Consider the following 24,212-nt stretch of genomic DNA (forward strand, 5'->3'; position numbering starts at 1 on the left):
GACAAGACATGGATATTTCTGTTGTAATACCTTTATATAATGAAGAGGAGTCGATTCCGGAACTCTTCTCATGGATAGACCGTGTGATGCGCGATAACGATTTCTCTTACGAGGTGATTTTTGTTAACGACGGTTCTCGAGACCACTCGTGGGACGTTATATGCGACTTGAAATCCAAGTATGCGCAGATAAAGGGTATAAAGTTCCGTCGTAACTATGGAAAAAGTCCGGCATTATACTGTGGTTTCGAGGAGGCCGTTGGTGATGTGGTAATAACTATGGATGCCGATCTTCAAGACTCGCCAGACGAGATACCGGAATTGTATCGTATGATTACCGATGACGGTTACGACCTTGTTTCCGGTTATAAGCAGAAACGTTACGACCCGCTTTCAAAAACCCTTCCCACAAAACTGTTCAACGCTACGGCACGCAAGATAAGCGGGATAAAAAACTTGCACGATTTCAATTGCGGATTGAAAGCATATCGCCGCGATGTGGTAAAGAATATCGAGGTGTATGGAGAGATGCACCGCTACATTCCTTACCTTGCAAAAAATGCAGGATTCACAAAGATAGGCGAGAAAGTGGTGCGGCATCAGGCACGTAAATACGGCACTACGAAGTTTGGACTGAACCGCTTTTTCAATGGTTATCTCGACCTAATAACACTTTGGTTTCTCAGCAGTTTCGGTCGTAAGCCCATGCATGTGTTCGGATTTTTGGGAACATTGGTGTTCATTGTGGGATTTCTCTCGGCGGCATTCATAGGAGCCGACAAACTTTGGTGCCTCGCTCATGGCATTAGACAGCGGCTTGTTACCGATTCTCCGTTCTTCTATATTTCGTTGACCATGATGATGATAGGAACGCAATTGTTTTTAACGGGCTTTCTCGGTGACTTGATAAGCCGGTCGTCGCAGGGCAGGAATGAATATCAGATTGCGGATAAAATCTGACTGCTATGTAGCAAAGAAGGAGGGAATAGATATGTATGGCATCATATATTATATGCAGGTATGAGGAAATTGTTAAGTATTATTGTCGCAGCAGTGCTGTTCACTGCCTGCACCACGATAGATTGTCCGCAGAACAATGCCGTATATGTCACTTGCAACCTGTATGGTACAGATGGTAAGGCATATACATTGGACGATACACTTACGATTCGCACTAAACGAACTGATGGCAAAGATACAATATTGCTTAATCGCCAGACGGGGACAAAGAAATTCAGTCTGCCGGTTAGTTATGCCGGCGATGTAGATTGTTTTGTGCTTGAGATGTGCGACTCGCTTAACAACATCGTGCGTGACACCATAATGGTAAGTAAGACAAATATCCCGCATTTCGAGTCGGTAGACTGCGGTCCGTCATTTTTCCATACAATAAAAGGAGTGGCCACTACATACAACAAGATAGAATCGGTTAAGATAAACCATAGCGAAGTGAACTATGATGCCACGAAAGAGCATATACGCATATATTTTAAGTCTGACAATTAGTCTGCTATCTGTGTCGCAGAATGCTGTGGCACAATACCGTAAGGTGATAGAAGTACCGGACACTTTGCCATTCTGCCGTGGTATTGCCGTATCGGCCGACCTTGTGGGGGCGGGCATGGCTGTACTCGGTAATTACGGACAATATGAAGGTGCGGTGCGGGTAAACCTGCGCGATAGGTATTTCCCCATAGTTGAGGTGGGTTTCGGTAAGACCGACTATACCGACGATGTGACCGGCATGAGGTACAAAACAAGAGCACCGTATGGCAGGTTGGGAATCGACTTCAATCTTATGAAGAACAAGCACGACATTTACCGTCTTTATGGTGGTATGCGGTATGCTTATACTTCATGGAAATTCGATTTGGAACATTCCGGTGTCACAGACCCGGTATGGGGTGAAACGGCAGAATATGGCGGTAAAGACATCAAGTGTCACTACCATTGGGTAGAAGCAGTATTCGGCGTAGATGCCACGATATGGGGACCATTGCATCTCGGATGGAGCGTACGCTACCGCCAGCGTATAAGTTTCGATAACGGAGAATTGGGTAACTCTTGGTATGTACCGGGATACGGTAAAAACGGCAATTCGTGTCTTGGTGGAACATTTAACATAATATTGGAGATTTAAATATGAAACGTTTTTTTCAAATTCTATTCCTCGTAGTACTCGTTGTTGGTACAATATTGATAATCAAACAACAACAGACAATGCCATATCAGCATGATACCGGCGAGGTGTTTGGTACGTTCTACAACATAACTTACCAATCTGACAAGAACTTGAAGAGCGAGATAGAGGCTGTTCTAAAAACCGTTGACGACGAGTTCTCGATGTATAACCGGAATTCTACGGTATCGAAAATAAACCGTGGAGAAAAAACCGTGCTCGGCGAAATGTTTATGGAGGTGTACGAACTTGCACAGACAGTAAACAAAGAAAGCAACGGGGCATTCGACATAACAGTCGCACCGTTGGTAAATGCTTGGGGCTTCGGTTTCAAGACCAAACAAATGCCGACCGGACATCAGGTAGATAGTATATTGGCTTTTGTTGGCAACGATAAGTTTAGAGTAGTGAATGAGGGCAAGGCATTCGTGCCGAAGAAAACAGACCCGCGCACGATGCTCGATTTCAGTGCAATAGCAAAGGGTTACGGCAGCGATGTGGTTGCACGGTTGTTGCGCAGTAACGATGTGAAGAACTTTATGGTAGAGATAGGAGGAGAAATTGTGACGAGCGGCAACAGCGAGAAAAGACTGCCTTGGAAAATAGGTGTAACGAAGCCGGTTGAAGACTCACTGAGCATCGACGGGGAGTTGCAGACAGTCCTCAATCTTACTGACAAGGCAATGGCTACGAGCGGAAATTATCGTAAGTTCTACTACAAAGACGGTAAGAAATATGCACACACCATCAACCCTAAGACAGGAAAACCGGTGCAACACAACATTCTCTCTGCAACGGTTATTACTAAAGACTGTGCCACTGCCGATGCGTACGCCACGGCATTCATGGTGCTCGGCATGGAAGGAACGAAGCGTGTGCTTGAGAAACATCCTGATTTAATGGTATATCTAATTTATGCCGGCGAGGGCGGGAAAAACGAAGTGTGGTTTTCTCCGTCGCTCGAAGGGAAGATTGGCAACTGAAACAATAAATATAAATTGCGCCTGCACGACCAACTTTTGATGCTCCCTTTGTTTCAGGGAATGAGCCGTAACGATATTGAAAATGTCGTTGCACATACTCGGTTGGGATTCTCGAAACATGGAAAGAACAAGGTGGTGATTAATGAAGGAAAAAAATGCGTCAACCTATGTTTCCTTATGCAAGGCGAGATGGAGGCTGTTACGAATGCTTATGATGGAAGTTACAGCATAGGCGAGACATTCGGAGCACCGGCAATGATACAGCCGGAATGTCTTTTCGGACTGAAACAGATATACACCAAGACATTCATCGCAACGACAGAATGCAGAATGGTGTATATAGGAAAGAACGAGGTGACAAAACTTATGGCAGAGTTTGACATTTTCAGAATAAACATGCTCAACATTTTATGCACAAAAGTACAGAGATTGTCGCACATGCAATGGCAGAAACCACCACAAGATATACGTAGGAAAATATTTGCTTTCGTTGAAAAGAGATGTCAGACAGCGGTCGGACACAAAACGATGAAGATAAAGATGGAAGTGTTGGCCGAACAGATAGGCGAAAGCCGGATAAACGTATCGAGTTGTCTTGCCGCACTCGAAAACGAAGGTCTTCTCAAACACAGCCGTGCAACGATGGACATTCCTGCACTTGAGCGTCTGAATGAGTGAAATATTAGTTAAATTTTCAGACGTTAAGCATCAACACGGAATTATTTTATTAACTTTGCACATTAAAGAAAATACATGAGAGAAAGTTGATAAACATTATTATGGACAATGTAAGCAAAGATAAGACTGAACACCGAAATCCGTTCTTTCTGAAATATAATACACCGCACGAGACGGTGCCTTTCAACGAGATAAGGCTCGAAGACTATGAAGAAGCATTCGCTGAAGGCATCAGACGGGATAACGAACAACTTGACAAAATAATCAACAACCCCGAAAAACCTACTTTCGACAACACTCTCGTAACCAAAGAAGACGATGATGGATATTACGGTCTGCTCGGCAAGGTAAGTACCGTATTCTTCAACCTGCTTAGTGCCGAGACAAACGACGAGATGGATGCGCTGGCACAGAAAATTCAACCGATGCTGACAAAACATGCCAACGATATGATGCTCAACGAGAAACTCTTCGAAAGAGTGAAGTATGTACACAGGTATCACCGAAAACTTACATCGGAAGAAAAACAACTGCTTGAGAATAGTTATCAGAGTTTTGTGCGTTCGGGTGCATTGCTTGATGAGGCAGGGAAGGAACGACTCCGCAAACTGACGGAGGAAGCCTCTATGCTGTCGCTGCAATTTTCGCAAAATCTGTTGAAGGAAAATAAGGCTTTCATACTACATCTCACAGACGAGAAAGAACTTGACGGACTGCCGGAGACGGCACGCGAGGCGGCGGCAATGGCAGCCAAAGAACGAGGAAAAGAGGGATGGGTGGTAACATTAGACTACCCGAGTTTCGGTCCTTTTATGACATACAGCACACGACGTGACCTGCGCGAGAAACTGTATATGGCACGGAACTCTGTATGCATACACGACAACGATGAGAACAATATAGAGGTATGTAAGCGTCTTGTGAACCTTAGACGCGAGGTGGCTCAACTGCTTGGCTACAATACTTACGCAGACTATGTGCTGAAACGCCGCATGGCGGGAAACACGCGCAATGTGTATCGACTGTTGAACCAACTCATAGATGCTTACAAACCTGCTGCAGAGAAAGAACACGACGAACTGGAAAGGCTCGCAAGGCGTACCGAAGGGAAAAACTTTGAGATGATGCCGTGGGACAAAGGCTTTTATTCGCATAAGTTGCAGATGAAGAAATACAATCTCGATAGTGAGATGTTGAGACCGTATTTCGAGTTGTCACGCGTTATAGAAGGTGTGTTCGGGCTTGCCAACAAATTGTATGGAATAACTTTCAGGGAGAAAAACGATATACCGGTATATCATCCCGATGTGAAGGCTTATGAGGTGTTCGACCGGGACGGTTCGTTCCTCGCCGTGTTTTATGCCGATTTTCATCCGCGTAAAGGAAAACAGGGGGGGGCTTGGATGACGGAATACCAAGGGCAGTTCATCGATCGGAAAGGCGAAAATATACGACCGCATGTAAGTGTGGTAATGAATTTGACGAAACCTACCGATGAGAAACCGGCATTGTTAACGCTTGATGAGGTGGAGACTTTCTTGCACGAGTTTGGGCATTCGCTGCACGGAATATTTGCTAACAGCAGATTCGAGAGCCTCTCGGGAACAAATGTGTTATGGGATTTCGTGGAACTTCCTTCGCAGTTTATGGAGAATTTTTCCGTGGAGAAAGAGTTTCTTAGCACTTTCGCATTTCATTATAAGACAGGTGAGGCCATACCGGATGAACTGATAGACCGAATTGTCAAAAGCCGGAACTTTATGGCAGCAATGGCATGTATGAGGCAAGTCAGTCTCGGATTGCTCGACATGGCATATTACACCAAGCGCGATGAGTTCGACGAAGATATAATACAGTTCGAACGCAAGGCATGGGCAAAGGCTGTTGTGTCGAAAAAACGACACAAATTGGAAACATGCATGACGGTGCAGTTCTCACATATCATGGCCGGCGGATATGCCGCAGGATATTATAGTTACAAATGGGCAGAAGTGCTTGATGCAGATGCTTTCAATGTGTTTAAGAAGCACGGAATATTCAACCGAGAGACGGCACAGAGTTTCAGAGACAACATTCTGTCGCGCGGAGGTACGGAACATCCAATGACACTCTACAAACGCTTCCGAGGAGGAGAACCAACCATTGATGCCCTTCTTCGGAGAAACGGCATCAAGACAAGTAGGGTAGGGAGACGAAACAAGAAATAATACATATATACCACTATGGACGAGAAACAAAAAAGACTTGACTCGCGATACTTGCGAATGGCTCGTATATGGGCAGAGAATAGTTACTGCCAACGGCGAAAAGTCGGGGCTCTCGTGGTGAAGGACAAGATGATAATCAGTGACGGATACAACGGAACACCGAGTGGTTTTGAGAACGTATGCGAAGATGACAACAACGTTACAAAGCCGTATGTCCTGCATGCCGAGGCCAACGCTATTACGAAACTGGCGAGAAGTTCGAACAACAGCGACGGCTCGACATTATACGTTACGGCATCGCCATGTATAGAATGCTCGAAACTGATAATACAAGCGGGTATAAAACGTGTGGTGTATGGAGAGAAATACAGACTTGAAGAAGGTGTCAACTTGCTCAAACGTGCCGGAATAGAGGTAGTGCTGCACGAATTGGACTCATAATGACTATTGGATATAAGGAACAATAAATTACTCATAGCAATAAAATATGAAACAAAATAAGAATAACCGGTACATGCCTCTGCTGATGGCGGTCTGCGTAATGGCGGGAATATTAATCGGTACGTTCTTTACCAGCAGGTTTTCCGGCAACAGACTGAACATAATTAACAACGGAAGTAACAGACTGAACAACTTGTTACACATAATCAACGACCAATATGTTGACAAAGTAAACATTGACTCGCTCGTAGAAAAGGCAATGCCGCAGATACTCGCCGAACTTGACCCTCATTCGGTATATATTAGTGCGAAAGAGGTGCAAATGGCAACGGAAGACTTGAAAGGCTCGTTCTTTGGAGTTGGAATAGAGTTTGTTATACGCAATGACACGCTACATGTACAGAGAGTTATCGAAAACGGACCGGCTGAGAAAGCCGGAGTAATCGCCGGTGACAAGATTGTCAGCATCAATGATAAACCTTTCGTGGGCAAGGCGGCGAATAACGGGGAGGCAATCAGGCGGCTGAAAGGACAGAAAGACACCAAGGTAAAAATCGGAGTGGTGAGATATGGAGAGAAGAAACCTAAATATTTTACCATCACAAGGGGAGAAATACCCATGAAGAGTATTACCGCAGCATATATGATTGACAATGAGACTGGATATATAAAGGTAAAGAATTTCGGCGAACATACATACGACGAGATGACGATAGCATTGGCAAAACTCACGAACGAAGGCATGTCGAACATCATTCTCGACCTGCGCGACAATACCGGAGGACTGCTCAAATCGGCAGTACTTATGGCACAGGAGTTCCTTCCCGCAAATCAACTTGTAGTATATACCGAAGGTCGCAGGTCTCCGAGACAGGATTATAAGAGTGATGGGCGCGGTGCGTTCCAGAAGATGCCATTGGTTGTGTTGATTAACGAGTCATCGGCATCGGCATCGGAAATTCTTGCCGGAGCAATACAGGACAACGACCGTGGTACTATAATAGGAAGGAGGTCATTCGGAAAAGGACTTGTACAGGAGCAAATTCCGTTCAACGACGGTTCCATGATACGCCTTACCATAGCCAGATACTACACACCCTCGGGTAGATGTATCCAAAAACCTTACAGTATAGGTGATGGTGCAGGATACGAACAAGACCTTATAAACAGATACGAACACGGCGAATTTTTCTCGCAAGACAGCATAAAGCATGTTGGTAAGCCATACAAAACACGCATAGGAAGATATGTGTATGGAGGTGGTGGAATCACACCAGACATATTTGTGCCGGAAGATACTCTCGGTATTACTTCTTACTATAAGGAAGCTGCGATGAGGGGATTGATACTTCAGTTCGCATTTACATACACAGATGACAACCGTTTGAAACTGAATAATTTCAAGGAAATGATGGAATTGTCTGATTATCTGAGAAGACAGAACCTCGTGGAACGTTTCGCAAGTTATGCATCGAGCCACGGATTGCAGCGGAGAAACCTTATGATACGAAAGAGTCATAATCTGCTTGACCGGTATATCAACAGTCGCATAATATATAATATTTTAAATGAGCAGGCTTGGACGCAATACATTAACCAAGATGACCCTGTAATAAGGAAAGCACTTGATGTGTTTAAAAAAGGCGAGGCTTTCCCGGGAAAACCTGCAACGAAGAAAAACTTGAATTGAAAGAAAACATTGCCGGTGCAACGACGCGTGGCTGATTGTTGCGAGTAAACGATGGCATGAATACCATTGATAAGTGTTTAAGATGGAAAAGAAAGATTTAAGAAAATTCATAAGGATGCAAAAGGGACGGTTCACTTCGCAGCAACTGTCGGAAATGTCGATTTCTGTCATCAAAAGACTTATGGCAAGTCCTAAGATGAAATCAGCAAATACAGTGTTGATGTACTATTCGCTCAACGACGAAGTGGATACACACGATGCGGTTGACCGTGTTTTAGAACAAGGAAAGATAGTACTGTTACCCAAAGTCATAAGTGATACAGAGATGGAACTGCGCCGATATACAGGTCCGGAAGATCTGCAAGATGGTTTCTTTAACATCATGGAACCATCGGGCGAACTGTTTGAAGACTATGCCGGCATAGACCTTGCCGTAATACCCGGTATGGCTTTCGACAGTCGCAACAATCGTCTTGGTAGGGGAAAAGGATATTATGACCGCATGTTGCCAAAACTTGTCAATGCCTATAAGATGGGTGTCTGTTTCGATTTCCAACGCTTGCCCGGCATTCCTGCCAACGAGAACGATATTAAGATGGACGAGATAGTATAAGTGTTCATAACCCGTTTAAACCGTTTGGGCATATCATAATATCAGTAAATACGTATGTCTGTTATAAGTCGTACTCCGACACATTTGTTGAGACGTGCCACGAGTTGAGTGCGCATCATGTTAAGATCGGCACGCAATGCGGGATTGGTTATTTTTACGAATAACATCTGATTGCGTATGAATTTGTCAGAGGTATATAGCGATGCGGTATGCCCTACCACTGTTTCCCAAGAATCGATAAGGCGTTTTTGCAGAATGGGAGTTTCCATTCCGTTTTGTCGCAATGTCTTGTTCAATACCTCCGATAATGCCAATACTTTCCGTCTAAACATAACAATAACAAATTAAAAACAATTTTCTGACAGCCACTTTCCCGCTTTCCTCATTTTCAATTATAATTTCCCATTTGTCAGTTCTCAATCTTTCCGTTTTCAACTTTGAACAGACAATAGTCAGTACCACTGCTTTCAAGGATTTTGTCGATGTGACTGCGGTTGGTGTCAGTAATGAAAATCTGTCCGAAATCTTCCGTTCCCACGAGCCGTATTATCTGTTCCACGCGTCCGGCATCAAGTTTGTCGAAGATGTCGTCAAGCAAAAGCATGGGTGCCGTTCCTACTTTATTTTTTAAAAAAAGCAACTGTGCAAGTTTCAGGGCAGTGACAAAAGTCTTGCTCTGTCCTTGGCTTCCTTCGCGCTTAATCAGGTAATCTCCAATCATCATTTCAATATCGTCGCGGTGGACTCCATGCAGCGAATAACCCATAATGCGGTCTTTCTGACGGTCGCGGCGTATTACGTCAATTAACGAACCTCGTTGACAGTGAGATACATAGTGTAAACTTACCTGCTCTTTGCCCTCCGATATACGTTGATATATATGCCGGAAAACAGGTGACATCGACTCTATGAAATCCTTTCTCTTGTCATATAGCAACTCTCCTTCGCGTGCCATTTGTTCTTCCCAAATGTCAAGCAGCGCGGCATCCGGTTCCACTTCAAGTTTCAGCAGAGAATTGCGTTGCATCAACGCCTTACCGTATCGGTTGAGCGACTCAAGATAATTACTGTCATATTGTGATATTACAACATCCATAAGTCGGCGCCGCTCCTCGCTACCACCATCAATAAGTATCGTGTCCGACGGTGAAATCATAATCAGTGGCAGCAGCCCGATGTGTTCGGATAACTTCCTATACTCCTTTTTGTTGCGTTTAAAATGTTTTTTGGTACCACGCTTCATTCCGCAATATACTTGTTCTTCGTTGCCGTTCTCTCTTTCATAGATACCTTGAAGCATGAAAAAGTCTTCACCGTGGCGTATCACATGCGAATCGATGTTGGTACCGGCACTACGGCAGAATGACAAGTAATATACTGCGTCGAGCAGATTGGTTTTCCCCTCCCCGTTGTTGCCAACAAGACAGTTCATCTTCGGTGACAGTTCCAATTCTGCCTCGGCAATGTTCTTGTAATTGAGTATTGAGAGTTTCTTTAATATCATCAGCGTAATGGTTCTGTTTGCAAATTTCGGAATTATTTCGGAGATGGGGAAAAAAAAACATTAAAAGTTTCAGTATGTTAGATAAAATCACTAATTTTGCAACCCAAACAACGTAAGATTAAACAAAACAAGATTATAATGGCAAAAAAAGATGTTACGAGGAACGTCGAAGCAAATGACGCTCTAAACAAGAAGGAGGCTTTGTTCATTCAGTATCGCAAGCCTATCTTAATCGCTGTCGCAGCCTTAGTAGTGGTTGTGCTGGGTTTCTTTATTTTCAAGAATTTTTATCTCGAACCTCGTGCAAACAAAGCAAGCACCGAGTTGGCAAAGGGGCAGCAGTACCTTGAAACAGAGCAGTATGACAAGGCTCTCAATGGCGACAAGGTTTCGTATGCCGGTTTCTTGAAGATTGCAGAAGAGTATGGCAACACAGATGCCGGCAACTTGGCAAACCTATATGCAGGTATATGTTTTGCAAAGCAGAATAAATGGAATGAGGCACTGAAGAGTTTTGAGACTTATTCCACCACAGACGATGCTCTCGTGGCACCGGCAGCAGTGAATGCCATGGCTGCGGCGTATGCCAACACCAACCAGTTGGATAAGGCCGTGGATACATACAAAAAAGCAGCAGAGATGGCAGACAGTCGTGCTGAAGACGGAGTGAACAACTCTATCTCACCGCAATTTTTGCTATATGCCGGAGACATACTTATACAGCAGGGCAAGAAAGACGAGGCTCTCAAGATTTATCAAGACATAAAAAAGAAGTATATCAACTCAATGGTTTATCAAGAGATAGACAAGTACATTGAGCGTGCTTCAGTAAAATAGAATGGCAACAGCACTTCACAATCTCTCGAGTTACGATCCGGACAAAGTGCCTGATGCGTCTAACATGTGTTTCGGCATTGTTGTTTCAGAGTGGAATCCGGAGATAACCGGAGCACTTCTTGACGGTGCAGTAAGTACGTTGGAGAAACACGGAGCACTACCGGAGAACATCCACATAAAAACAGTTCCGGGCAGTTTTGAACTTGTATATGGAGCACATCAGATGACATTGAACGATGGTTACGATGCGGTAATAATCCTTGGAAGCGTCATTCGGGGAGAAACACCACATTTCGACTATATTTGTCAGGGCGTGACACAAGGCATAGCAGAACTCAACGCGACAAGTCAGACACCGGTAATCTACGGTCTGCTTACCACAAACGACCTACCGCAGGCACAAGAGCGTGCCGGAGGAAGACTCGGGAACAAAGGGAACGAGTGTGCCGTGGTAGCCATAAAAATGGCCAAGTTCTGAAAAAATAATCAATTCATGGTAGCGGCAAAACCGGAAATTACGGTTTTACCGCTATTATTTTAATATGATTTCTATAAAATTCTCATAGTGAGAAAATTTTATATTTTGCTTCATACATTGTCATTTTTTACCTCATTCGACCTTTTTCGGCTCAAATTATAACATCTGCCGGTTATAATGCAGGATTCATTTCTTCGCTTGCTGATAATTTGACCTCGAAAATCATTCTTATAATTCGGCAATCAAAATTTAATATATCTCACTCTATAAATGATGTTGTTATAATGTTATAAAGCAATAGTATGTTAAACGTTCTAAACAAAAAGAACAACCAATGCAGTTTAGGACTATATTTGTATTTAATTTAATTATTTCTAAACAATAAAACAAACAATGTTATGAAAAAAATAATGTTTATGGCAGTTGTTGCCGCCGCAATCTCATTTACAAATTGCACATCCAACACAAGCAAGGGGACTGTCGAAGAAGCAGACTCTGTAAGCACTCCTGTCGTGGAGACGCATGAAGAAAAAGACATGATGGAAGAACTTGGAGCTAAACTCGACTCCAAAGATACCGCAGGAATGCAGAGCGTACTTACGACGATGAACGAGAAAATAAAGACTCTTACAGAGCAAGGAAAACTTGAGGAAGCAAAGACTCTCGTAAAACAAGTGCAGGATTTTCTCGCCAATAATTCAGAGAAAGTGAAGGATGTAATAGGTGATAACGAATCACTAAACAACCTTGTTGACGCTGTAAAGGCTATCCCCGTTGATGCATTGGGAGCAGGGAAAGAGGCTGCGGAAAATGTCAAGGAGGATATTAAGAACGTGACAAACGTTGCAGGTAAGAAAGTAGGCGAAACAACAGAGCAGACAAAAAAGGAAGTAAAAGGAGAAGACAAACGAAACTCTTGATAAAGCAGCCAAAGGTCTCGGGTTGTAACGAGGGAATTTCTTTGAATATAAAAACGAAATCGGTCATTGTTATTTTCCACTTACTTGAAGAAAGAAAAATAACAATGACCGATTTTTATATTGAGTACAAAACTTATCGTATTCTGTCTGCTGCACGAACCATAGCCTCATCGGCAAGAATACCACGACGTGCAAAGAACAAAAGTATCATGTTTACCAATGGTAATGCAGTTGCAATCGACGGGGTAAACGATGCTCCGCCAACACATGGAACGACAAATCCAAACATTGCGTATGCGGCATACCATGCAAGCATGAGCAGCATTGAAATCACGCACATTCGGCTTTGGAACATCCGGTTCTTATATGTCAATATGGCAGTTACCATTATCGGGCAAGAGAGTAATAGCAGGGCGAACATTGGCCAAACCGAGTAGTCGTGAGAACCATCGGGCATTTTAACCCACAAGTTTAGCATCAGTGACGATGGCTGCATACCCTCTTGATAGAATAATCCCACGGGGAGGCACAAGCATATCATGGTAAGTACGAGTGCCAGTAAAAGGAAAACGGTCTGTTTGCGCTGAAGCATTATTCCACTTCGTTTTGCGGTTCCTTATTAAGGTCGCGCCATACAACATTACCGTCAACGAATTCTTGTGTTGCAAGCAACGTGGCTTTCGGCAGTTTCTCGTAATAGCGAGAAATCTCTATCTGTTCGCGATTTTCAAACACTTCCTCCAAACTATCGTTATAAGAGGCAAATTCTGCCAATTTTTTGCTGAGGTCTTGCTTTATCTCTGCCGAAATCTGGTTTGCCCTTTTTGATATTACCGACACGCTTTCATAGATGTTCCCCGTACCTTCACAAAGATCCATAATGTTGCGTGTAACAGTGTTTACCGGTGCTTTTGACTTTCTGTAATCCATTTCTTTATATTGATTTATTGTTTCCTTATTCTTTTGTTGCAATCTCTTCCGAGTTTTTCCCCGAGCCTATGAATTTCTTGCATCTCTCTATGTATTTTTCTGCCGTTGTACGTTCTTTCGAGTCAGGATATTCGTTTATAAATCCGTAGCATTCGTCCTCGGCATCTCGAAAACGTTCAAGTTTTTTCGATTCCACACTTTGCTCGGCAAGTTCGTACTTGCTTTTCATTATTAGTGTTGCGAATTTTTCACGTTCTTTGCAGAAAGGATAATCTTTCAGCGCATTTTCTGCTGTTATCACACAGGCTTCATAGTTGCTTCCTCCGCTGAGACAGTTACCGAAATAAGAACCAAGATTGTAGTACAACTCCGATGTGGCAAGTTCTTTCTGCACAAGTTTGTCTTGTAGTTCCATGAGTTTCTTCTGAGCCTCATATTTCTTGGCGGCATTTGGGAAAATGTCGAGATATTCCTGATAAGCCGTAATGGCTGTGTATGTGGGTGTCTGATCGAGTCGCGGTTCAGGTGCACTCATGTACAGACTTTCGCCAATGTAAAAAGCGGCCATTTCCGCATAAGTTCCTTTTGGGTATGCTTGGAAATACTTCTTGAAATATTCGGCTGCTGTTTGGTAGTCTTTCGAAAGATATTCTGCCATCGCCAACATATACAGGCATTCCTCACCGTTATCCGTTCCTTTTTCAATAGTGACAAGTTCTTGAAGCAGGGTCACGGCGCGGATATATTTACCCATCGCGAAACACTCTTTCGCATATTCATATTTATACTCTGCATTGCCTGACTTATAAACCTTGTTAAATTCTGCGGCACAACCGCTTAGCAACAAGACTGTGACAAAAGCCGATAGAACAATCTTTTTCATTATGTGGAAATTTAGGTGCAAAATTACACATATTTCTATTAACTGCAAAGCACACAATGCTTTTTTTAGTTAAAAGTGGGGATGTTCCGAGTTCTTTTTGGAATAAAAAGCAAAACCTACGGGACATAAAGATGCTGTTTCTCGGGTATTGAGATATGTGTCGGTATTGCCAATGTACTATTTGTTGCCAAAAAAACGTGAATGAACATACAAATCATTGGTATAATCAGAGTAACGATATAATTATCAAGATAAATATCGGTGAGGTAGCAATTTCGGCGGTTTTGCAGTTCAATTTCGGCGAATTTGCTTTGCAAAACCGCTGAAATTGCTTGTCGTAATGCCACAAAACGGGAACGGAATACACAAAGTTGTGAAAAGTAATGGAATTATTACTGTTGAAAGATGCCGGCATGCGCACCGTTGTGCATTACATAAAAATGACTTTTATAAATTTACTTTGTTTGGTTTAGTGTGTGAAACTATTGTTTCGATATAGTGAGCATTGACTACAGAATATTGTGTAATCTGTAGTCAATGAAAGCGTTGTGTTATTTGGCAAGATTATATATTTCAATCATTTCTTTCTTTCCGAGACGCTCAAGCGAACCTATTGTTATTGTGCCTCCGCGGCTGCATTTTTCGGAAAGAAGTTCTATCTCGTCATCGGTAATTTCGCGTCCCAGCATCTCACTGATGGTAATGGGCATGCCTATATCGTGCAGGAAGTGTTCGAATGCCGTAATACCTTTTTCTGCCGTCTGTATCGGCGAAGAGAAATCATTTGTCACTCCCATTACGTTCACGGCGAATTGTACGAAGCGCGAGGTGTGGCGCGGCATCATGTATCGTGCCCAACCGGGCCATGTCGCAGCGAGACCTGCACCGTGTGTTACGCCGAAAAGTGCGCTTAGCTCGTGTTCGAGGCGATGTGTGGCGAAGTCCTTTTCGAGTCCGCACTCTGTAAGATTGTTGTGGCTCAGACTGCCTGCCCACATTATTTGCGCTCTTGCACGGTAGTCTTCGGGGTTGCGCATAACGTCGAGTGTGCAATCTCTCACCGTTCGCAGCAGAGCCTCGGCAATGGAGTCGGTCAGTGTCATGTCTTGATGACGGCAGAAATAACGCTCCATCGTGTGCATCATAATGTCCGTGGCTCCCGCAGCCGTCTGGTATGGAGGCAGGGTAAATGTTCGTTCCGGATTCATTATGGCGAATCGGCATCGGCATAAATCGCTGTTGAAACCACGCTTGAGCAGTCCCTTGTCTTTTGTTATCACGCAACTGTCACTCATCTCGCTGCCTGCTGCGGGGATGGTAAGCACCGCCCCTATGGGTAAGGCTGCTTTTGGAGTTGCTTTTCCATCCCAAAAATCCCACACGTCGCCGTCGTAGCATGTTCCATAGGCTATTGCCTTGGAAGAGTCGATTACGCTGCCGCCACCTACTGCGAGTATAAAATCGACATTCTCTTTGCGACAAATGTCAATACCTTCATACACCATTGACAGCAAAGGATTGGGGACAACACCTCCAAATTCTATGTGGCTGATACCTTTTTCATCGAGAAGTCGTAGCATTTTATCGAGCAATCCGCTTTTCTTGGCACTGCCGCCCCCGTAGTGTACTAATACTTTCGTACCGCCATGTTTTTTTACCAAGTCAGCCGCTTTGTCTTCCGATTGGCTGCCAAACACCACTTGGGTGGGTGAATAATAATTGAAGTCTTTCATAGTTGTCAAAAATATTATGATATGCAAAAGTAGGAAAAATAATTGGGAATACATTGGTTTTGTGAAGAAAAATAAGTTTCTGTTTTTGGTATGTCAATTTTTGTTTCTTGAAAAAATAATGTTAACTTTGCAATCACATAGAAATAGAAGTATGTCACGATTGCTGTTTGTAATATCATTGTTCATTTGCATTTCTTGTGCCATGGGAGATGCAAAGAATGACGGCATGGCCGCCGAAGGTGTTGATGTTAAAGTAGAGTTGCTGTCGGTAATCGACACAACAAAATATTATCCCGTGCATTTGGTATGTTCAAATCCCGGCAATTATCCTGATAATGTTATTGTTACCGATATTTGTCTCGGCAAGGTTAGCGGCAATACTCTTATCGGATTGCCGGAGAGCGATATCCGCCTTCTGGGCGATTCGATTTTCGTAATGCGCAACGTGCCGGGTGTTGACGATGTACTTATATTATGTAAAGGAAATACGGATGCGATGTATAGTGCCAAGACAGATTTTTTTGACAGTCTCATGCTCGATGCGCATGGTATGTTGCCTATATATGCAGACGGAGCTTTGAGTGCCGATGTAAATTCTTATAAATGGAAGAGCAGTGCGGCACAGGTTTATTTTTCTTATCAGAATCATGACATATATCAGTTGAATGCCGCAGTATCATCATCCGGAATGTTCGTATGTAAAGACAAGGAGGTTTCCGTAATGGGGCATGCCATTGCTTTCCGCGACTTGAAAAACTTTGCAAAAGTAAACTCTTTCATGGCACAGATAGAGGCAGATATAAGCAAGATTATGCAGTTGAAACATTAAAATATCAATGTCTTTTAACTCGTTTGGAAATAAAAGGCAAATGCAAGGTATATTTTTCTCTTTTTAACTCTTTCGTTTATAAATTAATTATTACCTTTGCAGCCGATTGAGAAATCAAAAAAAATAATATATTCTAAATCTTTATGAATTTTACTTTGTTGATTACCGTCTTCCTGACGGCTATCGTATTGGTGGCAGGGGCATACGTCATAGCGAAACTTATCGGTCCCCGTTCCTACAACAAGGTGAAGGGCGAACCTTTTGAGTGTGGTATTCCTACGCGTGGTTCGTCATGGATGCCTATGTCTGTTGGTTACTACTTATTTGCAATCCTGTTTCTCATGTTCGATGTGGAAACTCTTTTCCTCTATCCTTGGGCTGTGGTTGTTAAGCAGTATGGTCCGATGGCTCTTGTCAGCATCGGATTCTTTCTGTTAGTACTTGTGTTTGGCCTTGCATACGCTTGGCGGAAAGGAGCGTTGGAATGGAAGTGAGAAAACCTAAAATCAAGAGCATTCCTTACGCAGAGTTTAAGGACAACGAGGGGCTTGAGAAGATTGTGGACGAACTCCACGAAGGAGGAGTTAATGTCGTTACCGGCAATCTTGATCAACTTGTTAACTGGGGACGTTCCAACTCTTTGTGGTCGCTGACATTTGCCACGAGTTGCTGCGGAATCGAGTTTATGGCCGTTGGCTGTTCCCGCTACGACTTTGCGCGTTTCGGATTTGAGGTGACGCGCAACTCGCCGCGTCAGGCCGACCTCATCATGTGTGCAGGTACGATAACCCACAAAATGGCTCCCGTGTTGAAACGTCTTTATGACGAGATGGCAGAGCCAAAGTATGTAATAGCCGTGGGAGGTTGCGCCATCAGCGGCGGACCGTTCAAGTCGAGTTACCATGTGGTAAAAGGCATTGAGGAAATAGTTCCGGTAGATGTGTTCATACCCGGTTGTCCGCCACGTCCGGAGGCAATTATGTACGGCATGATGCAACTACAACGCAAGGTGAAGATTGAGAATTTCTTCGGCGGAGTAAACCATAAACAAAACAAAGAAGAACGCGAACTTGGGCTTAGCAACGGAGCACTGGCAAACGAAAAGAAAAAAATCGTGGTGACAGATGTGCCGGAAGATTTCAAGATGGAACGAGAAACTGTTGACGGAAAAGCCGATGCAGTAAAAGAAGCAACACCCGATGTTAAACAAAAAACAGAGGAGGCAACGAAATGAAATTAGATAACATTATATTCGATTTCGAAAAGTTTGCCTCGGAAATGGCAAACCTTAAAGAGAAAAAACACTTCGATTACCTTGTTACAATCGTGGGGGAAGATTTCGGAGAAGAAGGATTGGGATGTATCTATATCCTTGAGAATACCGATACAAACGAGCGTATCAGCGTTAAGATGATTGCAAAGCAGGCGGGCGAGGATTATGTCATACCTACTACATATTATATATGGAAATGCGCCGACTTGCTGGAACGCGAGGTATATGATTTCTTCGGAATAAAATTCCTCGGACATCCGGACATGCGTAGACTGTACTTGAGAAGCGACTTTGAGGGATACCCGTTCCGAAAAAACTACAAGGCAAAAGAAGGGTACTCGCTTGAAGACGACCAAGAACCGGAGTACGGTATGGAATATTCGCTCACGGAAGACGGAAAACTGACCGCTAAGCAAAATAAACTGTTCACCGATGACGATTATGTGGTAAACATAGGACCGCAGCACCCGTCAACACATGGTGTGTTGCGATTGCAAACTGTTATAGACGGTGAGACGATAAAGAAGATTTATCCGCACATGGGATACATACACCGCGGCATAGAAAAGATGTGTGAGGAATATACTTATCCTCAGACTCTTGCACTCACGGATCGTCTCAACTATTTATCGGCAATGATGCACCGACATGCACTCGTGGGGGTGATAGAGGAAGCAATGGGTATAGAACTTAGCGACCGCATTAAGTATATAAGAACGATAATGGACGAACTGCAACGTATAGACGGACACCTGCTGTATCTCGGATGTTGTGCTCAGGATCTTGGAGCACTTACCGCGTTCCTTTATTGTATGCGCGATCGCGAGCATGTACTCAACGTGATGGAAGAAACCACCGGAGGACGGCTTATACAAAACTACTACCGCATTGGCGGACTACAAGATGACATAGACCCGAATTTCGTGGAGAACGTGAAGAAACTCTGCGAATATCTTAAACCTATGATAAAGGAATACATGGACGTGTTTGGCGATAACGTAATAACACACCAACGTTTCGAGAACGTAGGTAAGATGGATAAAGAAAATATCATCAGTCATGGAGTGTCCGGCGCGTCGGGACGTGCAAGCAACTGGAAGAACGATGTGCGCAAGAACCACCCATACGCCATGTACGACAAGGTGGAATGGGAGCAGGTAACATGGGATACTTGCGATTCTATGGGACGTTACATGATTCGTATAAACGAACTTAAACAGAGCATACGAATTATCGAACAGCTTATAGATAATATTCCGGAGGGAGAATACTACATCAAGCAGAAGCCAATAATAAAGGTGCCTGAAGGACAATGGTATTTCTCCGTGGAAGGAACGAGCGGTGAAATTGGTGTATATCTCGACTCACGAGGAGATAAGAGTCCGTACCGACTGAAACTGCGTCCCATGGGACTGACACTGATTGGTGCCATGGACGATATGCTGCGGGGAGGGAAAATTGCCGACCTTATAACAACCGGGGCAGCATTGGATTTTGTGATTCCGGATATTGACCGCTAATAGAAAACAGATAATAGAAAACAGATAATCATTATGTTCGACTTTAGTATAGTTACACAATGGTTCGACGGGTTGCTGCGCCAGACACTCGGGCTTGGCGACTTTTGGTCGATCTTTATCGAGTGCGTAGTGGTGGGGCTGCTCATTCTTACCGCATACTCACTCATCGCTATGGTGCTGATATTCATGGAACGTAAGGTGTGTGCCTACTTTCAATGCCGTCTCGGCCCGATGCGTGTAGGTCCATGGGGATTGTTGCAGGTGATTGCCGATGTATTGAAGATGCTCATTAAAGAGATTTTCTTTGTAGATAAGGCGGACAAGTTCCTGTATATCATCGCTCCGATTTTCGTTATCGTGGCTTCCGTGGGTACGTTTTCGTTCCTTCCTTGGAACAAAGGTGCCGTAATACTTGACTTTAACGTCGGTCTGTTCCTCCTCACCGCTGTTTCTTCAATAGGTGTGGTGGGAATGTTCATGGCCGGATGGGGATCTAACAACAAGTATTCTGTGGTAAGTGCCATGCGTGGTGCGGTGCAGATGATTTCTTACGAGATGTCGCTTTGTCTATGTCTCATCTCTGCCGTTATACTTACGGGTACCATGCAGATGAGCGAAATTGTAGAAGCACAGACCGGTCCGTGGCAATGGCTTGTCTTCAAAGGACATATTCCTGCCATAATTGCTTTCCTCGTGTTCCTCGTTGCCGGTAATGCCGAGGCCAACCGCGGTCCTTTTGACCTTGCAGAGGCTGAGAGCGAACTTACCGCGGGTTACCATACGGAGTATTCCGGAATGGGATTTGGTTTCTACTATCTTGCCGAGTATCTCAACCTTTTTGTCATCTCAGGCATAGCCGCAACGGTATTCCTCGGCGGCTGGGCACCTATAAATATTGGTGTTGCGGCATTTGACAGACTGATGGACATGATTCCCGGGTTCGTATGGTTCTTCGGCAAGGCATTTCTTGTGGTTTGGCTCTTGATGTGGGTGCGTTGGACTTTCCCGCGCCTGCGTATAGACCAAATACTTAAGTTAGAGTGGAAATATCTTATGCCACTTTCTCTCATCAACATCGTACTGATGACTGTCATCGTGGCTTTGGGTATATATATTAAATAAGGTGTAGAATATGGAAAACAACAAATCATATTTCGGAGAAATCGGCAGTGCCGTGAAAACTCTTTGTGTCGGAATGAAGACGACACTGAAAGAGTATTTCACGCCGAAATCAACCGAACAATACCCCGAAAACCGCAAGACGATGCTGCATGTGTCGCAAAGACATCGTGGGCGACTCGTATTTAAGCGCAACGAGGACGGCACCTACAAGTGTACCGCATGCACGATGTGTGAGAAGGTATGCCCCAACGGTACGATAAAGATTGTATCGGAGATGGTTACAAACGAAGAGACGGGAAAGAAGAAACGCGAATTGCGCGACTACCGTTACGACCTTGGCGACTGCATGTTCTGCCAGTTGTGTACCAATGCCTGCAATTTTGATGCCATCGAGTTTACGAACGATTTCGAGAATGCTACGTTCGGTCGCGATGCTCTCGTGCTACATCTTGACAAGGAGGTTTATAACGGAGGTTCTCTTCCCAATCTCATTGATGGTGGCGCACCGATGGAAATAGGCAAGTTTAATACTAAAAAGAAATAAAGAGAAATGGCTAATATAATAGTATTTGCAATTCTCGCTGTGGTAATCCTCGGTTCTGCCGTACTATGCGTTACCACTAAGCGTATAATGAGGGCGGCTACGTTTCTGCTGTTCGTGCTCTTCGGTGTGGCAGGTCTGTATTTCCTGCTTGATTACACCTATCTCGGAGCCGCACAGATTTCTGTATATGCCGGTGGCGTGACAATGATTTACATCTTTGCCATACAACTGGTAAGCAAACGTACGCTGCAAGGTCTTGTCGAGCGCGTTAAAGGAAGCCGGGTGGTTTTCGGTGCTCTTGTTACACTCGTGGGATTTGCCACAGTCGTGGCTGTATTCCTTAAGAATCAGTTCATCAATAATTTCGCAAAACTTCCCGATGCAGAAATCAGTGTAGAGACAATCGGAAACCAACTCGTAGGAGCCGACAAATTCGGTTATGTGCTTCCGTTCGAGTTTATCTCGGTGTTTCTTTTGGCATGTATCATCGGTGGTATTGTAATTTCAAGAAAGGGTTAAGCAATGATGATACCAGTAGAATATTATTTTGTGTTATCGGCACTGTTGTTCTTCATCGGTGTGTTCGGCTTCATCTCTCGCCGCAACCTGATTGCAATGCTCATTTCTGTTGAGTTGATACTTAACTCTGTGGATATAAACTTTGCCGCATTCAACCGCATTCTATATCCGGGAATGCTTGACGGTTTCTTCTTCACTCTCTTCTCAATAGGCGTGAGTGCTGCAGAAACGGCAGTGGCAATCGCTATAATTATCAATGTCTTCCGCAATTTCAGAAACGACTCGGTTGACAGCATCAAAGAACTTAGAAATTAATATCATTAAGAATTCAGAACATCATTATGGATTACAGTTATTCTTTCTTGATACTGCTTTTGCCGCTGCTATCGTTCATTATACTTGGACTTGCGGGCATGAAGATGTCTCATAAAGTGGCAGGACTCATCGGGACAACGTCTCTCGGTGCGGTTACGGCACTGTCATATTACACGGTATTTGTATATTTTACGGCCGACAGGGTTAATGATGTCTTCCAGACAATCGTTCCCTATAATTTTACATGGCTGCCTCTGGGTGCACTTCATTTCGACCTCGGTATTCTTCTCGACCCGATTTCGGTAATGATGCTCATTCTCATCTCCACGGTAAGTTTCATGGTTCACATCTATTCGTTCGGATATATGCACGGTGAGAAAGGTTTCCAGCGTTATTATGCTTATCTTTCGCTCTTTACCATGTCTATGCTCGGACTTGTGTTGGCCACCAACATCTTTCAGATGTATCTGTTTTGGGAACTCGTGGGTGTTAGTTCATATTTGCTCATCGGTTTCTATTATCCCACGCATTCTGCGGTCGCAGCATCAAAGAAAGCTTTCATCATTACTCGTTTTGCCGACTTTTTCTTCCTTATCGGTATTTTACTGTTCGGCTATTACACCCAGTCGTTCAGTTTCAGTTTTGTCGGCGACATAGTAATGGGGCAGGGAACAGAGCCTTTCATTACCGCTGACATGACAAAGGCAGTTGCTGCCGGAGGTTTCATAATTCCTACAGCATTGGTACTTATGTTCATCGGTGGTGCCGGTAAGTCTGCAATGTTCCCATTGCATATCTGGCTTCCTGATGCCATGGAAGGTCCTACGCCAGTCAGTGCGCTTATTCATGCTGCGACGATGGTCGTTGCCGGTGTTTTCCAAATTGCCCGCATGTTCCCGTTGTGGGTAGGATATGCTCCCGACCAAATGAGCATCGTGGTGATAATAGGTGCTTTCACTGCTTTTTATGCCGCCGCCGTGGCATGTGCCCAGACGGACATTAAGCGTGTGCTTGCTTTTTCTACCATCTCGCAGATAGCCTTCATGATGGTTGCGCTCGGCGTTTCCATGCCCGGACATCACGGCGAACTACTCGACAACCATGCACAACTGGGTTACATGGCATCAATGTTCCATCTTTTTACACATGCCATGTTCAAGGCATGCTTGTTCCTCTGCGCAGGATGTATAATACACGCAGTTCACTCAAACGAGATGTCAATGATGGGAGGTTTGCGTAAATACATGCCTATAACTCATGTGACATTCCTTATATCCTGCCTTGCAATTGCCGGCATACCATTCTTCTCAGGTTTCAGTTCTAAGGACGAGATAATATCTGCATGTTTTGCATATAGTCCGCTTTGCGGCTGGTGGATGACCGGCGTTGCTGCCATGACGGCATTCTATATGTTCCGTCTCTATTTCGGAATATTCTGGGGGACGGAAAACAAGGACGCCCATGCCAAGCATACTCCGCATGAAGCACCGTTCTCAATGACAATACCTTTGATTGTCCTCTGCTTGATAACCGTTGGTGTTGGCATATACACCACACTTGCAGGTTTCCTCGGTTGGAGTGGCAGTTTCGGTAGTTTCGTAACTGCTTCGGGTAAGGACTATACCATTCATTTTGATACCACCATCGCACTCACTTCCACAGTAATTGCGATTTGCGCCATAGCACTTGCCACCTATATATATAAAGGAGAGAAGCAACCTGTTGCCGAACGTATGTATAAGATGTTCCCACGTCTCCACCGTGCTGCTTACAAGCGTTTCTACATGGACGAAGTGTGGATGTTCGTTACACATAAGATAATTTTCCGCTTTTTCTCACACCCTATAGCATGGTTCGATCGTCACTGTGTAGATGGCACTTTCAACTTCATGGCATGGGGAGCCAACGAGGCTGGTGAGACACTACGCCCGTGGCAGAGCGGCGATGTACGCCAATATGCAGTATGGTTCCTTACCGGTTCTGTTGCACTCGCACTGATATTGTTGGCAATATAA

General features: G+C 44.1%; 27 protein-coding genes. 21 read left to right on the forward strand and 6 right to left on the reverse strand.

All coding sequences use genetic code 11. The annotated features are described in order from the left end of the window. Positions 1-8: 8 nt before the first annotated feature. The 9 genes from EII32_RS00675 to EII32_RS00715 all read left to right on the forward strand — a co-directional run bounded on the left by EII32_RS00675 (position 9) and on the right by EII32_RS00715 (position 8,790). A complete protein-coding gene (locus tag EII32_RS00675; RefSeq protein ID WP_125233533.1) occupies positions 9-959 on the forward strand; it encodes a glycosyltransferase family 2 protein in 951 nt (316 codons plus the stop codon). Between the two features lie 60 nt (positions 960-1,019). After that, positions 1,020-1,505: a DUF6452 family protein gene (locus EII32_RS00680; RefSeq protein ID WP_125233534.1), complete on the forward strand. Its 486-nt coding sequence runs from the start codon at positions 1,020-1,022 to the stop codon at positions 1,503-1,505. Next, positions 1,456-2,139 (forward strand): DUF6048 family protein, encoded by a 684-nt coding sequence (locus tag EII32_RS00685; protein ID WP_317125318.1) that lies wholly within the window; start codon positions 1,456-1,458, stop codon positions 2,137-2,139. Before EII32_RS00680 ends, EII32_RS00685 begins: the two co-directional genes overlap by 50 nt. Before the next feature lie 2 nt (positions 2,140-2,141). Further along, positions 2,142-3,161 (forward strand): FAD:protein FMN transferase, encoded by a 1,020-nt coding sequence (locus EII32_RS00690; protein WP_125233535.1) that lies wholly within the window; start codon positions 2,142-2,144, stop codon positions 3,159-3,161. Between the two features lie 39 nt (positions 3,162-3,200). After that, complete coding sequence (locus EII32_RS00695) at positions 3,201-3,839, forward strand: Crp/Fnr family transcriptional regulator (protein WP_125233536.1); 639 nt, start codon at positions 3,201-3,203, stop codon at positions 3,837-3,839. A 101-nt stretch (positions 3,840-3,940) separates the two neighbouring features. Continuing rightward, positions 3,941-6,046, forward strand: coding sequence for a M3 family metallopeptidase (locus EII32_RS00700; protein ID WP_125233610.1), 2,106 nt, complete (start codon positions 3,941-3,943; stop codon positions 6,044-6,046). Between the two features lie 15 nt (positions 6,047-6,061). Then, positions 6,062-6,487 carry a dCMP deaminase family protein gene (locus tag EII32_RS00705; protein WP_125233537.1) on the forward strand — a complete coding sequence of 142 codons (426 nt, stop codon included), beginning with the start codon at positions 6,062-6,064 and terminating at the stop codon, positions 6,485-6,487. Between the two features lie 46 nt (positions 6,488-6,533). Beyond that, positions 6,534-8,177: a S41 family peptidase gene (locus EII32_RS00710; RefSeq protein ID WP_125233538.1), complete on the forward strand. Its 1,644-nt coding sequence runs from the start codon at positions 6,534-6,536 to the stop codon at positions 8,175-8,177. A gap of 82 nt (positions 8,178-8,259) precedes the next feature. Then, entirely contained in the window at positions 8,260-8,790 is a 531-nt protein-coding gene (locus tag EII32_RS00715) for a 5-formyltetrahydrofolate cyclo-ligase (RefSeq protein ID WP_125233539.1), read from the forward strand. 41 nt (positions 8,791-8,831) lie between these two features. Here the strand turns inward: EII32_RS00715 and EII32_RS00720 are convergent, their stop codons facing one another. Continuing rightward, on the reverse strand, positions 8,832-9,122 hold the full coding sequence (locus EII32_RS00720; protein ID WP_125233540.1) for a DUF721 domain-containing protein: 291 nt from the start codon (positions 9,120-9,122) through the stop codon (positions 8,832-8,834). 77 nt (positions 9,123-9,199) lie between these two features. Beyond that, positions 9,200-10,294 carry a DNA replication/repair protein RecF gene (gene recF / locus EII32_RS00725; RefSeq protein ID WP_125233541.1) on the reverse strand — a complete coding sequence of 365 codons (1,095 nt, stop codon included), beginning with the start codon at positions 10,292-10,294 and terminating at the stop codon, positions 9,200-9,202. A 138-nt stretch (positions 10,295-10,432) separates the two neighbouring features. Here recF and EII32_RS00730 point away from each other — a divergent pair, with 138 nt between their 5' ends. The 3 genes from EII32_RS00730 to EII32_RS00740 all read left to right on the forward strand — a co-directional run bounded on the left by EII32_RS00730 (position 10,433) and on the right by EII32_RS00740 (position 12,529). After that, positions 10,433-11,131, forward strand: a complete 699-nt coding sequence (locus EII32_RS00730) for a tetratricopeptide repeat protein (RefSeq protein WP_125233542.1) — start codon at positions 10,433-10,435, stop codon at positions 11,129-11,131. A gap of 1 nt (position 11,132) precedes the next feature. Continuing rightward, positions 11,133-11,609, forward strand: a complete 477-nt coding sequence (ribH, locus tag EII32_RS00735; protein ID WP_125233543.1) for a 6,7-dimethyl-8-ribityllumazine synthase — start codon at positions 11,133-11,135, stop codon at positions 11,607-11,609. A 398-nt stretch (positions 11,610-12,007) separates the two neighbouring features. After that, entirely contained in the window at positions 12,008-12,529 is a 522-nt protein-coding gene (locus EII32_RS00740; RefSeq protein ID WP_125233544.1) for a hypothetical protein, read from the forward strand. Between the two features lie 133 nt (positions 12,530-12,662). Here the strand turns inward: EII32_RS00740 and EII32_RS00745 are convergent, their stop codons facing one another. From EII32_RS00745 to EII32_RS00760, 4 genes are all read right to left on the reverse strand, one after another. Next, entirely contained in the window at positions 12,663-13,121 is a 459-nt protein-coding gene (locus EII32_RS00745; RefSeq protein WP_125233545.1) for a DUF4293 domain-containing protein, read from the reverse strand. Beyond that, positions 13,121-13,459 (reverse strand): DNA-directed RNA polymerase subunit omega, encoded by a 339-nt coding sequence (locus EII32_RS00750; protein WP_125233546.1) that lies wholly within the window; start codon positions 13,457-13,459, stop codon positions 13,121-13,123. Before EII32_RS00750 ends, EII32_RS00745 begins: the two co-directional genes overlap by 1 nt. Positions 13,460-13,484: 25 nt before the next feature. Then, positions 13,485-14,342 (reverse strand): outer membrane protein assembly factor BamD, encoded by an 858-nt coding sequence (locus EII32_RS00755; RefSeq protein ID WP_125233547.1) that lies wholly within the window; start codon positions 14,340-14,342, stop codon positions 13,485-13,487. Between the two features lie 551 nt (positions 14,343-14,893). Next, on the reverse strand, positions 14,894-16,075 hold the full coding sequence (locus tag EII32_RS00760) for an iron-containing alcohol dehydrogenase (protein WP_125233548.1): 1,182 nt from the start codon (positions 16,073-16,075) through the stop codon (positions 14,894-14,896). A gap of 151 nt (positions 16,076-16,226) precedes the next feature. Here EII32_RS00760 and EII32_RS00765 point away from each other — a divergent pair, with 151 nt between their 5' ends. The 9 genes from EII32_RS00765 (at position 16,227) to nuoL (ending at position 24,212) form a co-directional block, all read left to right on the forward strand. Further along, the gene (locus tag EII32_RS00765) at positions 16,227-16,904 is read left to right on the forward strand and encodes a hypothetical protein (RefSeq protein ID WP_125233549.1); all 678 of its coding nucleotides are present in this window, start codon (positions 16,227-16,229) and stop codon (positions 16,902-16,904) included. Between the two features lie 143 nt (positions 16,905-17,047). Then, positions 17,048-17,398 (forward strand): NADH-quinone oxidoreductase subunit A, encoded by a 351-nt coding sequence (locus tag EII32_RS00770; RefSeq protein ID WP_125233550.1) that lies wholly within the window; start codon positions 17,048-17,050, stop codon positions 17,396-17,398. Beyond that, a complete protein-coding gene (locus EII32_RS00775; protein ID WP_125233551.1) occupies positions 17,389-18,138 on the forward strand; it encodes an NADH-quinone oxidoreductase subunit B in 750 nt (249 codons plus the stop codon). Before EII32_RS00770 ends, EII32_RS00775 begins: the two co-directional genes overlap by 10 nt. Further along, complete coding sequence (locus tag EII32_RS00780; RefSeq protein WP_125233552.1) at positions 18,135-19,697, forward strand: NADH-quinone oxidoreductase subunit C; 1,563 nt, start codon at positions 18,135-18,137, stop codon at positions 19,695-19,697. The genes EII32_RS00775 and EII32_RS00780 overlap by 4 nt, the downstream gene beginning before the upstream one ends. Before the next feature lie 33 nt (positions 19,698-19,730). Further along, a complete protein-coding gene (gene nuoH, locus EII32_RS00785; protein WP_125233553.1) occupies positions 19,731-20,819 on the forward strand; it encodes an NADH-quinone oxidoreductase subunit NuoH in 1,089 nt (362 codons plus the stop codon). Between the two features lie 10 nt (positions 20,820-20,829). Then, positions 20,830-21,363, forward strand: a complete 534-nt coding sequence (locus tag EII32_RS00790; protein WP_125233554.1) for a NuoI/complex I 23 kDa subunit family protein — start codon at positions 20,830-20,832, stop codon at positions 21,361-21,363. Between the two features lie 6 nt (positions 21,364-21,369). Then, entirely contained in the window at positions 21,370-21,882 is a 513-nt protein-coding gene (locus tag EII32_RS00795) for an NADH-quinone oxidoreductase subunit J (RefSeq protein ID WP_125233555.1), read from the forward strand. Between the two features lie 6 nt (positions 21,883-21,888). Then, complete coding sequence (gene nuoK, locus EII32_RS00800) at positions 21,889-22,197, forward strand: NADH-quinone oxidoreductase subunit NuoK (RefSeq protein WP_125233611.1); 309 nt, start codon at positions 21,889-21,891, stop codon at positions 22,195-22,197. A 26-nt stretch (positions 22,198-22,223) separates the two neighbouring features. Next, positions 22,224-24,212 carry an NADH-quinone oxidoreductase subunit L gene (nuoL, locus tag EII32_RS00805; RefSeq protein WP_199741372.1) on the forward strand — a complete coding sequence of 663 codons (1,989 nt, stop codon included), beginning with the start codon at positions 22,224-22,226 and terminating at the stop codon, positions 24,210-24,212.

Source organism: Prevotella sp. OH937_COT-195, assembly GCF_003932845.1.
Lineage (GTDB): Bacteria > Bacteroidota > Bacteroidia > Bacteroidales > Bacteroidaceae > Prevotella.